This window comes from Komagataeibacter sp. SM21 (genome assembly GCF_041402665.1).
Taxonomy (GTDB): domain Bacteria; phylum Pseudomonadota; class Alphaproteobacteria; order Acetobacterales; family Acetobacteraceae; genus Komagataeibacter; species Komagataeibacter saccharivorans.
The window spans coordinates 18,517-31,320 of sequence record NZ_JBGLOV010000009.1 but is presented as its reverse complement, the minus strand read 5'-3'; the positions used below and the strand labels follow the sequence as shown (position 1 = coordinate 31,320).

Annotated in this window: 8 protein-coding genes; 5 read left to right on the top strand and 3 right to left on the bottom strand. The window is 58.1% G+C overall.

All coding sequences use genetic code 11. The annotated features are described in order from the left end of the window. Positions 1-270: 270 nt before the first annotated feature. Both ACBR42_RS10130 and ACBR42_RS10125 read right to left on the bottom strand, forming a co-directional pair. On the bottom strand, positions 271-1,779 hold the full coding sequence (locus tag ACBR42_RS10130) for a peptide MFS transporter (RefSeq protein WP_371207895.1): 1,509 nt from the start codon (positions 1,777-1,779) through the stop codon (positions 271-273). A 47-nt stretch (positions 1,780-1,826) separates the two neighbouring features. Continuing rightward, positions 1,827-3,815 carry a CocE/NonD family hydrolase gene (locus tag ACBR42_RS10125; RefSeq protein ID WP_371207894.1) on the bottom strand — a complete coding sequence of 663 codons (1,989 nt, stop codon included), beginning with the start codon at positions 3,813-3,815 and terminating at the stop codon, positions 1,827-1,829. A gap of 1,051 nt (positions 3,816-4,866) precedes the next feature. Here ACBR42_RS10125 and ACBR42_RS10120 point away from each other — a divergent pair. Both ACBR42_RS10120 and ACBR42_RS10115 read left to right on the top strand, forming a co-directional pair. Further along, positions 4,867-7,356: a TonB-dependent receptor domain-containing protein gene (locus ACBR42_RS10120; protein ID WP_174234171.1), complete on the top strand. Its 2,490-nt coding sequence runs from the start codon at positions 4,867-4,869 to the stop codon at positions 7,354-7,356. Between the two features lie 273 nt (positions 7,357-7,629). Beyond that, a complete protein-coding gene (locus ACBR42_RS10115) occupies positions 7,630-8,010 on the top strand; it encodes a hypothetical protein (protein WP_371207893.1) in 381 nt (126 codons plus the stop codon). 445 nt (positions 8,011-8,455) lie between these two features. Here the strand turns inward: ACBR42_RS10115 and ACBR42_RS10110 are convergent, their stop codons facing one another. Continuing rightward, positions 8,456-9,433, bottom strand: coding sequence for an AMP-binding protein (locus ACBR42_RS10110; RefSeq protein ID WP_371207892.1), 978 nt, complete (start codon positions 9,431-9,433; stop codon positions 8,456-8,458). Between the two features lie 243 nt (positions 9,434-9,676). On the opposite strand from ACBR42_RS10110, the gene ACBR42_RS10105 reads away from it, so the two are divergent. The 3 genes from ACBR42_RS10105 (at position 9,677) to ACBR42_RS10095 (ending at position 12,632) form a co-directional block, all read left to right on the top strand. Beyond that, the gene (locus tag ACBR42_RS10105; RefSeq protein WP_282760385.1) at positions 9,677-11,119 is read left to right on the top strand and encodes a short-chain fatty acyl-CoA regulator family protein; all 1,443 of its coding nucleotides are present in this window, start codon (positions 9,677-9,679) and stop codon (positions 11,117-11,119) included. Between the two features lie 175 nt (positions 11,120-11,294). After that, positions 11,295-11,660 carry a hypothetical protein gene (locus ACBR42_RS10100; protein ID WP_371207891.1) on the top strand — a complete coding sequence of 122 codons (366 nt, stop codon included), beginning with the start codon at positions 11,295-11,297 and terminating at the stop codon, positions 11,658-11,660. 30 nt (positions 11,661-11,690) lie between these two features. After that, the gene (locus ACBR42_RS10095) at positions 11,691-12,632 is read left to right on the top strand and encodes a phosphatase PAP2 family protein (protein WP_371207890.1); all 942 of its coding nucleotides are present in this window, start codon (positions 11,691-11,693) and stop codon (positions 12,630-12,632) included. Positions 12,633-12,804 lie beyond the last annotated feature (172 nt).

The following is a 12,804-nucleotide window of genomic DNA, read 5'->3' as shown; positions in this document are numbered from 1 at the left end:
ACCCTGTTGAAAAAATACGTCCGGTGTCGGTTTCTGGTGTGCGGTAAGCACGACCATCAGGGTCGTGCCAATGTCACAAACGAAGTCTTGCTTACACAAGCCTGCCGCCTGCTTGACACCCATTTTCGATGTGCTGGCATTTTAAAACAAAAAAGATCCAGCAACGAAATGCTGGATCTGATCTGGGACGGTCAGTGACGTGCAGCCCGAGTGGCCGCAGTGTTTCCACACCACGTTCCTATGCGACGTGGAACGTCACTTTACATCATCTTAATACGAAAGGCGGGTTTCCATTCCCACACTTTCATCCTGCCCCCGCGCATTGGCGTCCTCCCATTTCCGGACCAGCGGCAGCAGCAGGGCAAATACAAGCGTAGCCCCCCCGGCCAGACATGCCAGGTAAAAGAAAAGTCCACCATAGATGGGCAACGTCCGGGCGGCATCGACACCCTGCGTTCCCGCATTATCGACCGCAGCCAGATTGGCGACAAGACTGCCGACATACATGGCAAAGCCGATCATGACGTAAAAACACCCGGCCATGAAGGCGCTGATACGCGGCGGGACATAGCGGGCGATCGCTGCAAGCCCAAGGCTGTTGAGCATGAGTTCCCCGATGGATAACGGGCCGTATCCAATCAGCATGACCCACGGTGACACGTAGGGAGAGGACGACATCGCCGCACTGAACCACCAGATCAGGAAGGACAGGGTGACGCAGGCGAAGCCGATCACGAATTTCGTGGCGATGCTCACATCATCGTCGCGCCGTCCCAGCCAGTTATAGATGGCGATCAGTACGGGCGTTCCCCCCATGATCCAGAGCGGATTGAACGCCTGGAACTGTCCAGCCGACATGGAAAACAGGTTCACGCCAAACAGCGTGAATTCCTTGCTGACATTACGCAGCGCGAACAGGGTAAGCGATGTCACCATCTGCTGGTAAAAGATGAAATACAGCGCCACTTCAAAGGTCAGAAGATACATGATCTTCAGGCCGGGACGTTCATGTGCGGCGGCGCGTATGTAAAGCAGGGTCCATGCTGCAATGATGACGCAGCCCGATGCGATGACAAGCGCACCCTGTATCGAACTGTATTCAAAAACCCGCGCCATCAATACCACGGCGGCAAGGGTTGCCCCTGCAATCAGCATGCCCCGTCGTGGCGATAGTGGCGTGAAGTCAGGCGCCGTGCCGATACAGGCAAGCCGGCGCTGACGGCTGAAATAACCCGCTATGCCCAGTCCCAGCCCGACGCCACAGGAGATGAACGCGACACCCCACCCATAAGTCTGCTGCAACCATGGTGTCAGGATCAGGGAGAAAGTGGAGCCGATATTGACCGACATGTAGTAGATCGTGAAGGCGACATCCAGCTTGTGGTCCTGATCGCGGTAGATGATATTGACCGCGTTGGAGGAGTTGGGCTTGAAAAAACCGTTGCCGAGGGCAATGACCGCCATCCCGAAAAACAGGGAATGGACGTTGCCGGTCAGCCCCCCCAGCATGAGATAGCCCGTCGCCAGGATGATGGCCCCCACAACCATCGTCCGGCGCGTACCCATGACCCGGTCGCCCAGCCATCCGCCCACGACCGGGGCGGTATAGGTCATGGCGGAGAAGGTGCCCCATAACATGTTGGCCTGAGTATCGTTCATACCCAGTTTTTCAATCATGTACAGCAGCAGGATCGCCTGCATGCCGTAAAAGCCGAACCTTTCCCATATCTCTATGGCGACAACCACACGAAACGCCGCCGACCGGTCTTTGGCAGTCATGTGCCTCGCGGTAATTTCACACTCCGGATTGTGCATATGATCTGCCCTCAGGGCACGACCGGAAGCCATACAGCCGTGGGGTATTTCTGGTTGTGATAGATGCTCTGCGTCGCGGTGATGAAATCGTCCTTGTGGGCCTGCAATATGCTGGGCACGTATTTCTGCGGGTTGCGGTCATAAAGCGGGAACAGGCTGGACTGGATCTGGATCATGATCCGGTGGCCGGGTTCAAACACATGATTGATGGCAGGAAGCGTGAAGCGGTAGCGTTCCACCTGACCGGGGCTGACGGGTTCTGGCTTTGCGAAGCTGTGCCGGTAACGGCCACGGAAGATATCCATCGAGACCGCCAGTTCATACCCCCCCATTTCCGGCCTGTCGGCGGTCGTGGGCGGGTTGACGTCAATCACCTTGACCACCCAGTCCGCATCCGAACCGGTCGTGGCCGCATACAGGTCCGCCACCGGCACGCCGCTGACCTTGACCGGGGCGGTCAGGACTGGGGTTTCATAGGTCAGGACATCGGGGCGGCTTTCGGCAGCGCGCTGGTCCTGTACCAGCCATGTCTTCCAGCGGTCCGCCTCGGTCACGAACGAGAAGGGACGGGCCAGGAAGGGCACGGGATGCTGCGGATCGGATGTATAATGGTCTGCATCCTCCTCACCATGTTCCGGCGCGTGGAGCGACAGTTCATGATCCGCATGCACGAACAGCGGCTGCATGGGGTGGGGACAGTGTCCGTCGCACGCCAGCGGCCAGCGTTCCAGATAATCCCACTTATTGGTGCCCGTATTGTAGATGACGGCTTCGGGCAGATGTACGGCGGGTGTGCCGGGGCGCAGGTACTGGTCAAAGAACGGGCGCAGCACATCGTGGCGGAACTGCGCGGCGGTGTCGCCATTCCAGTGCAGGGGACCGAGGGACGATCCATCGTAATTCACCTGACTATGACGCCACGGCCCCATGACCAGCACGTTGGGAACGGTCGGGTTCGTGCCCTGCATGGCCTGCCATGTATGGATGGCGCCCCACATGTCCTCCTGATCCCACAGTCCCTGTTCCCACAGCGTCGGCACCGTCGCCTTGTGCTGGGCCAGAAGGTGGTCAAGGGCCTGCTGCTGCCAGAAGGCGTCATAGGCGGGATGGGCCAGCATGCGCTGCCACCACGGGAACTGGTCCAGCCCCGCGTTATGCGCAAACTGTCCGGCCGAACCCGCGGACAGGAAATTGGTGTAGTCGTCATGATCGACGCGCGGGATGGTGTTGCCTTCACCCCGCACGGACATCTGCATGGTGTAATAGTCCAGACCGCCCTGACGGAATGCACCGTAATGATACCAGTCATCACCCATCCAGCCATCGACCATCGGGCTTTCGGGGGCGGCGACCTTCAGCGCCGGATGCGGATTGAGCAGCGCCATCACCACCGTAAACCCTTCGTAGGAGGAACCCAGCATGCCAACGCGACCGTTGGTTTCGGGCACGTTATGCACCAGCCATTCGATCGTGTCCCACGCATCGGTCGTCTCGTCCGTGCTGGTCGGGTTCAGCGGACCATGCGGCGGGCGCGTCATGACGTAATCGCCTTCCGATCCGTATTTGCCACGGATGTCCTGAAACACGCGGATATAGCCGCCATCGACAAACGTATCGTCACCCTGCGGCAGGATGGAGCGGATGTCGGGCGCATCAGGAATACGGTTGGCGCGTTCGGATGCGTGATAGGGCGTACGGGTCAGCAGGATGGGGGCGTTGGACGCATGGCGCGGCACCACGATAACCGTATGCAGCTTCACGCCATCACGCATCGGGATCATGACATCGCGCTTTATATAATTGCGCGCGTCGGTGGGAAAGTTCACATGGGCGGGGATGTCGTTGCCCGTCTGCACCGTCAGGGCGGAATCATGCGCGGTGGGCGTCGTGGCGGGCGTGCCTGCATCGGCGGCCAGTGCGGGGGTCTGGGCCGCACCCAGTGATGCGCAGGCAATCATGATCGCCAGTGAGGGCAGGGACTGCCAGGAAAGCCGTTTCACGTTATTCCACTCCACTATCCAACTGTCACAACGCATTCCGAAGCGCGGCGGCCCAACTGGGGCAACACCCCGTATATACAGGCATAAAATGATATAACCCGGTCCACGATTACGCATACAATGCGCAACCGGACCGGAGCAATGATCGTTATCGTAACGATGGTTTTGCGTGGCTGCGATGGTGTGTTCGTTTCTGTTTTATTTAACTTCGCATGAGGAAAGATAAAACTTTCCCGGTCACAACGGGCAGGAAGAAACAATAGTATTCATCCCCGGCCTTCTCTGTCCGTAAAGTTTCTTAACTGAGGCGATATTAGCAGTATTTTTCCCGACTGGAACTATACCTGTGATATTCCATCGCAACGGCGTGAAAGGGAGGTGTGACCTGTATGCCCGGTACGGGCGTGTTCTTTTGCGCACATCATCCGACTGACAGTTTGGGCGGTCTGCGCAGGATGCGTTCCGGGCATTTATGGCTATAAATCAATGTAAAAAATGGTATTTAAAAGCCATACATATCGCATAATGGAGGTGTTCTAAAAACAAGGTCATATATATCTCGTATACAAAATATATAGACCGGATATATTATATTAATAACACGGCATAATTATTTTATATTACAATGCCATAAACGATATGTGCGACTGATAATCTTAAAATATAATCAAATTATATTATCAATTACTTTATATGAATACCAGCGCCGAAACCAGAAAACGTAAAATATCGTATACCACTTTAGGTTAAGCGAAACTTCACTTTGGAATACATTATAGTAAATGTTGCTTTTAAATCACAATAAGCGTCCAAATGCCGCCCGATCATTTTTCGTTATTGAATATTCTCTCTTCTGAATCTGTAATAATTGACACCTAGAAACATGCAGCGTCGGCTGAAGCACTCAGCCGTAGGGAAGGGAAAAGCAATGACCGGAACAGTTCAGCCTTTTTCCCTCCATACACGGCGCTAATATCAGAAAATCATGGCGGAATGGACGGTAGGGCAGCTTATGTTCTATGCCGTCAGGTGCGATTGGAAACACTCTTCTATGCTGAAAATAGTAAGACGGAAAAGAGAGACGCTGACGTACGGGCCATTGCTGGCCAGTTCAGCCTTCGTATGGTTGCTGTCCCTTGGCTGCTCCGCAGCGGTCGCCGCCCCGGAAAGTGATGTGGACACGACACCCGCAACCCATCGTGCCCATCAGGCTGGTTCCAGGGCAGCGGCCACGCATACGACCACGCATGCACGCACGACCCAGGCGCCGACGCCCATCACATCGCACGCCGCGCCTGAAACGCTGAAGGTCAGTGTCGGCCGCGTCCACACCCACAATGCGGTTCAGGCTGTTTCGCGTGAGCAGATGGACCACTTTGTGGAGGGCACCAGCCCGAACCAGATCCTGGCGCTGACCACGCCCGGCGCCAGCTTCCAGTCGGATGATGCCTTCGGTCTCGATACCGTGGCGAACACGTTGTACGTACGCGGCTTCAACCAGACGCAGCTCGGTGAGACGCTGGACGGCATCCCGATGGGCGGGCAGGGTTTCCATAACTGGAACGGCCTGAGCGTCGATCAGATGGAAATTCAGGAAAACGTGGCCGGCATGACCATGTCGCAGGGTGCGGGCGCGCTTGATACCCCATCGGCACAGACACTGGGCGGCGCGCTTACCTATACCACGTCCGATCCGAAGGATAAGGCCGGGGGCCGCGTGGGGCAGACATTCGGCAGCTATAACGCGTTCCGTACGTTCGGCCGCGTGGATAGTGGCGTCCTGAATTCCACGGGCACCAAGTTCTATGCCTCCTTCGCCCGCACCGATCAGGACAAGTGGAAGGGGTACGGCGACCAGCAGGAAATGCAGGCCAACTTCAAGCTGGTCCAGCCGGTTGGCGATCGCGGCAAGATCACGGCGATTTTCGATTATTCGGACTTTCAGCAGTACAACTACCTTGGCCTGACCAAGGGCATGTGGCAGCGCGAAGGCCGTAACGCCGACTACCTGAAGCCCGATTACGCGACCGCCCTGCGCTATGCGCAGATTGGTCAGGGCTATCCCGGGGTTTCGGCCCTGCCGGGCGACCCCAGCGTGGGGGACATGGAAAACTATGCCTATGACGGCACCCAGACCCAGCGCAATTACCTGTCGGCCATTACGGGAGAGTTCCAGCTTTTCCCGAACGTGACGTCCAAGACGGTCGCCTATGCGCATGTGTCCAACGGTGATTACAGCGGCACCAACCCGTTCCTGACCTCGCCTTCAACGGGCGTGCCGATGGTGATGGAAACGGGGCACCCGGATGTGCGCCGTATCGGCTTTACGCAGAACTTCACCATCAATGTGCACAAGAACGTCATCCAGACGGGTATCTGGTACGAAAACGATACCTTCAACTACCCGATGCGTATGTATGAAGACGGCCTGACCTCGGCGCACAATTCAATTTCGGGTTTCAAGGGATCGCAGGCTACGACGTGGTATTCGGACTCGTTTAATACCAACACGTTCCAATTCTACCTGCAGGACACCTATCACATCATTGAAGGCATGACTGTCAGCGCCGGTTTCAAGTCGATGCTGCAGACGACCCATGGCGGCACGAGTCAGGATAACTCCGCCTCCGTCATGCCATGGCTGGTCCAGTCGGTTGATCCGACCAGCTATACATACAGCCATCCGGCTGCCGGTAGCCTGACGGCAGCCAACGCCTTCCTGCCGCACTTCAATTTCGATTACCACTTCAAGGATCACCACGAAGTCTATTTCGACATTGCTGAAAACATGCGCGCCTACGACTACGGGCAGCAGACCAGTTCCGGCACGGCATGGGGCGCGCTGGGTAATGGCACCAGTGTCAGCGCCCAGCAGGCGTTCAACGCAGAAAAGCAGACCCTGCGCCCTGAACGCACATGGAACTATGTCGTGGGGTATCGCTACAACTCCAAACTGCTGAGCGCCAGCGCCGATTTCTATCATACCGATTACTACAACCGCCTTGCGACGGTCACGACCGGGCCGACCAACAACCAGTATGGCGCAATGGCGAACGTGGGTCGTGAAACGATGAACGGTGCCGACGTAATGGCGGCGATCCGTCCCGTGCGTGGTCTGGAAATCTCCAACAGCTTCAGTTGGAACAACGCGGTCTATCAGGGCAGCCTGCCTGATGGAACCAGCCTGAAGGGCAAGCATCAGGTTTACTATCCCAAGTTCATGTATAAGGCGAACTTGACCTATACGTGGCATCGGGCGATGTTCAACTTCAATGCAACCTATAGCAGCGCCCGTCAGATGACCTATATGAATGACGAGCAGATTCCGGCTTACTGGACCTCGAACCTCAACGGCAGCTATAACTTCGGCAAGGTCGGTTTCGCGCAGAACATCAAGACGACATTCGGTATCACCAACCTGTTCAACAAGAACTATATCGGTGGTGTCTATGGTGCCGCGAGTGTGAGCGGGGATAACAACGACAACCTGTTCGTGGCCGCGCCGCGTGAATTCTTCGGTTCGGTTTCGGCACAGTTCTAAAATCCGACTACGCCTTACCTGACTGAAAGCAGATGATTTATCGCCCGTGGGTACAGATGCCAGATCTGTGCCCACGGGCGAAGTCTGTTCAGCACCCCGATATCGGGGGTGTTTTCTGTCAACCGCCATGACGTAGACAAGGGTGGACGGAAAAGTCGCCTTATGCGGACCGGTTTGTCCGTAGCCGTCATTATCGGGCTTTGACCGTCCTGACCGGCGGGAACACAGAAGAATACCGGGCGCTGCCCCGCGCGTCAGATGATGTTATCTGTCGTGAACAGGGACGGGGCTTTCCCCGATAAAGCCGCCACGTCTGGCTCGGGTCGTATCGCAACAGAAGTCCGCCCTGTCTGTTCCATACATCGACTGGTCAAGATCGACCTGATCCGCTATCACCGCGGGGTGAAAAGACAGGGCGAGGCAATGATAGAGAAACTGCGTGAGATCAACGGCGGTCGGACGCTTTTGATGAATGTGGGCGTGCTGTTCTGCATCATCATCATGCTGGGGCTCGCCAACCTGATCTGTCGCTTCGTGCTGAAAACGGATCTGACATACCTGATGCCGTGGCTGATTGGCGCTGCCGTTGTCTACTGCTTTGGCCCCGCACTGGCGCTGTGGTGTTTTACCGGCAGCCCATCCGGGGATGCCTGAACGCAGCATGATGCTGGAACGGACAGGTTTATTGAGCCACGGACCTGTGTGATCCGGTTACTGTCGTTCCCGGGGCCACGTCGACCGACCCGTTTTCGATCAGGCTTTTACACCCTGTAGCCATCCGCAGGATTAGAGATCTACATGCCGGACGGGCGGGCAAGAGCATGCGCCGCAGCCCGTCGGCACACAGAACCGGTTTATCCAACCCATATTCCCGCATGTGACAGACTGCACCCTGCCCGTCAGTGCCTGACAGAAGGGGGCGGTAAACCCTATGCACGTTTTCTATTACCACGATAGGAAACATTGGGGTTCGCGGTCCTCCATTCGTCCCTGTCAGCATCTGTTGACAGGATACGCAATCAGAGCAGCGAAAAGGGGCATATGCGGTCCGTGCGTCTTACGCCTCATGACCGGATATGCCCCTTTGTCGTGCGTTTGGTTACGCGGCCAGCGTAGCGGGCTGTCCCTCATGAATCTTGATGGTCATACCGTTGGCGAGCGCACCGTAAACAAGGGCGATATGGCGTGCGACCTGCGCAATGCCGGGCTGTGTTCCGGCACCGTTCGCGGTACTGTCCACCGCATAGGATGCCCAGACAATATACCGGCCTGTCGCATGCATCATTCCCCGGCTGGTTCCAGCGGTATGCAGGATGAATAGCGGATCTTCCGCATGCATGATTTCCGGCAGGCAGTCAGGTTCGTACCAATCGACCAGATCATTGAATTTATGGTCTCGCCCGGCTGTCATGGGAACGGGCGTTCCAGTATGGCTTACGACCAGCATCAGCCGCACATGGCTGTCCGGACCGGCAATGTGCAGGGCTTCATCCATCCGTGCTTTCAACGGTATGGATCGGCTGCCATGGCCTGTCTCATCCGCCGTAATCACGGCAACAGCGCCGCAATCCACCAGATGGCCCGCCATTTCCTGCGCCGTGAAATCACCGGACATCAGGACCTGCACCGCCCCGATCCGCGCACAGGCCAGCATGGCCACGATGCCTTCGACCACCATGGGCAGATGGATCATCACCCGGTCATTACGCTGCACCCCCTGATCGCGCAGGGCATTGGCCAGACGGCACACCCGTTCATGCAGGTCGCGATAGGTGACACGATCAACCTGCCCGGCGTCCTCGCCCCGCCAGAATATCGCCAGCCTGTCGCCATGGTCCGCCAGATGGCGGTCAACGCAGGATACGGACGCATTCAGCGTGCCATCTTCAAACCAGCGGGCATCCCGATCCGGCCTTGCCGTCGCCATGCGCTGCGGCGGGCGATGCCAGACAACCCGACGCGACTGCGCCAGCCAGAAGCCATGGCGGTCGGGCATTCGGTCCTGTGTGCCTGCGTGCAGCCATGCGGGTATGGGCGCCGCTGCGATATGGCGATTATCCTCGGTAATGGGGGTCATGGTCCGGGTTCTTTCCTGTGCGATCATGGACCCTGTTGGAACAGGGCAGGGGGTACGTCACTTTTCCGGCTGTCATGTCATCGCATGCGATCACTTTCGGGATATGCCGCGATGACATGGATTTTCCTGTTATTGTTCCTGGTCTTTACTGGGCGCAGAGTGTCTTAATTTCGCCCTGCAGGGGAAGATACCTTGCGGTTGAAAGCGGCTAATGCCGGATCGCCAGTTGCAAAGATTGCAAAGATGAAAAAGCCCGTTACCAAAACCTTTGCCGGATCGCGCATCCGCCATCAGCGTAGCCGCGCCGGCATGACGCAAAGCGCACTGGCCCAGCGGTTACAGGTTTCGGGCAGCTACCTGAACCAGATTGAACATGACCAGCGCCCGGTGCCGCCCCGCCTGGTCAGCGCCCTGTGCGATATATTCTCTGTCGGCGCGGATTACTTCAGCGATACCGAGGAAGCACGCGGCACGCAGGCATTGCGTGAAATCCTGACCGATCCGGTTTTCAATGCAGGCGCCATCGGACTGGACGACATTCAGGCGGCGATGCGTGCCGCGCCCGATCTGTGCGCCCAGTTCGTGCGGCTGTACCGGGCTTACCTGCTGCGTCAGGAACAGGCCACGCCCGCCCTGACGGGGAATGTATCCTTTCGTCCGCTGGCGGATGATGCACCGGATCGGGTTGAACCATATGAAGCAGTAGCGGACTGGGTTCAGGCACAACGCAATTATTTTGACGAGATCGACCGCGTAGCCGAACGGCAGGCCGCCTCCATCCGCCTTGATGAAGGCCGCCCCGTTGAACAGCTTTCGCGCTATTTTCTCGATCATCACGGCATCCGGACCGCCATTGACCTCGATATGGGCCAGCGCGGCCTGATGTGGCGGCTCGACCGTCGCGCCCGCACGCTGTTCCTGTCGGAAGGGGTGCCATCGGAAAGCAGCATGTTCTGGATGGCGCAGGCCCTGGGCCAGATCGAACACCGGACCCTGTTTGAGCGCGCCATCCGCCGGTCCCCCCTGCGCGAGCGGGAGGCAAAGGGACTGGCCCGTGTCTATCTGACCAATTATTTTGCAGGCGCGCTGCTCATGCCTTACGAAGCCTTCCGGCAGGCGGCGCGTGACCTGCGGCATGACGTGGAACGGCTGCAACGTCATTTCGGCGTCAGTTTCGAACAGGTCTGCCAGCGCTTGAGTTCCCTGCAACGCCCCGGACATGAAGGGATACCGTTTTACTTCCTGAAAACGGATATTGCCGGGAATATCCTGAAAAGCTTCAGCGCCAACCGCTTCACGCAATCGCGTTTCGGGGGGCCGTGCCCGCTATGGAATATCTTTCGCGCCTTCAGCACGCCCTTTCAGGTACAGGTGCAGTTGTCGCGCACCACGGATGGGGCGGTTTACCTGAATGTGGCACGTACGGTCGGGCGCAGCAGCCTGTCCTATTTCGACCGCCCGCGCCTGACCGCCGTGGTGCTGGGGTGTTCCATTGCCGATGCGGGGCACCTTGTCTATTCCGCCGGTCTGGACCTGAACGATCCGAAAATGATCATTCCCATCGGTCCCGGCTGCCGTGCCTGCACCCGTGAAAACTGCCGCCATCGCGCGCTGCCGATGGTGGGACACAGCCTTGATACCGGTAATGGGGAACATGGCGTGATGCCGTACCGGGTTACGTCGTGAAACGGGAGGCGGCATGATGACCACCATAGGGGGCAGTCGCCTGCCAATCACGTCCTTGGTACGATGTGCACGGGCCCGGGCAAAACGCCTTTTCATGAAACTATCACAATTTCAGGGCCGTAGAATCATCTAAACAGCATCCATCTTTTCCAATGCCCCAGAACCGGGAGTAAGGATGCTGCTGACTGAAGACAGGTTGCCCAGCCGACAGGAACGGCTGCCTATCCGCCAGTGTGCATGCGTGATGAATGGATGGATCAGGCATCCTGAAGCCCGTTTTGTCCGTAATTTCATCAATCTGCCCACTGACAGGTGCAGGGGCGAACATGCCGTTATTACGGAAAACCCGGCCTCATCGGCTCCCCGGCTTCCGGGCGTGATCACCTCACTACATGCAGGCATTTTCCCTGTTGGCAGTCCCGCCATCGCAGCCGCATGCCATCTGCGACCGCTTACACCGGATTTCCGTTCGGAATGGACTTTCCGCGTGACCCCACCTGTGCGTAACCTGATCTCCACCGATGCCAGTATCTGTTCCTGACCTGTTCTGACACCCTGCATGAGGACCGTAATGACCCTACATATGGACGCCATCCCCCCCGTTTCCGCCGGTTCGTCTCAGGCAGACGGGAACGTGGCCCTGTCCGTCCGCAGTCCTGGTGTGACCACACGCCCCGCGGGTCGGCGTGGTTGGCAGGGTATTGGCCTGCGTCCCCTGCTGCCTGCCCTTGTCGCCTGCGGTCTTCTGACAGCGGGCCTGTGTCATGCCGCTGATGATCCGCTGTCCGATCCGGCGCAGGAGAAGGGTTATTTCACACCCGCCACGCAGCCGGACGCCACGCGCTTCCTTCCCCCACCGCCCCAGCCCGGCACGGCACGGCAGGCCACCGATGACCATGCCTTCACTTCAACACGCGCGCTGGTGGGCACCCCGCGCTGGGCACTGGCCACATCCGATGCGGACCTGCATCAGGACCCGCTGCTGCATGCTTTTTCCTGTGCGGCGGGTTTTGTGATCGATAGCGCGCATGCGCCACATCTGGCCGCCCTTGTCCATAAAATGGACGTGTCGGAAATACCGGACATGAAAAGCAGCAAGGCATACTGGCACCGCCCGCGTCCCTTCGTAGGCAACAGCCAGCCCATCTGCACTGAAGCGGACCGGGCGCATCTGGCTACATCCGGGGCCTATCCATCAGGGCATACCATGCTGGGCTGGAGCACCGCGCTGATCCTGGCGGAGCTGCTGCCGGACCGCGCGACCGCCATCATGCAGCGCGGCCGCGTATTTGGTGAAAGCCGCATCGTGTGTGGCGTGCATTGGGAAAGCGATGTGCAGGAAGGCTACCTGATGGGCGCGACCGAGATTGCCGCCCTGCACGGTAACGCCGATTTCCGGGCCGATATGGATGCTGCCCGCAGCGAACTTGCAGCCCTGCGCCCCACCGCACCGAAGCCAGACCAGCGCAGTTGCGCGGTCGAGGCGGACGCAGCCGCCCATTCACCCCTGTAACAACCTCTATGGTAACGCCGCCCGCCATGATCTTGACCCTTGCGGTCATGGGCGTGCGGCCAGTCAGTTCCAACTGCCCCTTATGACCTAACTGCGGGGGCAGCCATCCTGAAGGACGGGATATTTCCGCCCGGCTGTGATGCTGGATTTCTTAAATGGAACGACGCCCCGA

Bases quoted from the DNA above. Each gene is read 5' to 3' on its own strand.
- ACBR42_RS10130 (WP_371207895.1), bottom strand. From the start codon at position 1,779: ATGACTGCCAAAGACCGGTCGGCGGCGTTTCGTGTGGTTGTCGCCATA.
- ACBR42_RS10120 (WP_174234171.1), top strand. From the start codon at position 4,867: ATGCTGAAAATAGTAAGACGGAAAAGAGAGACGCTGACGTACGGGCCA.
- ACBR42_RS10110 (WP_371207892.1), bottom strand. From the start codon at position 9,433: ATGACCCCCATTACCGAGGATAATCGCCATATCGCAGCGGCGCCCATA.
- ACBR42_RS10105 (WP_282760385.1), top strand. From the start codon at position 9,677: ATGAAAAAGCCCGTTACCAAAACCTTTGCCGGATCGCGCATCCGCCAT.
- ACBR42_RS10100 (WP_371207891.1), top strand. From the start codon at position 11,295: ATGCTGCTGACTGAAGACAGGTTGCCCAGCCGACAGGAACGGCTGCCT.
- ACBR42_RS10095 (WP_371207890.1), top strand. From the start codon at position 11,691: ATGACCCTACATATGGACGCCATCCCCCCCGTTTCCGCCGGTTCGTCT.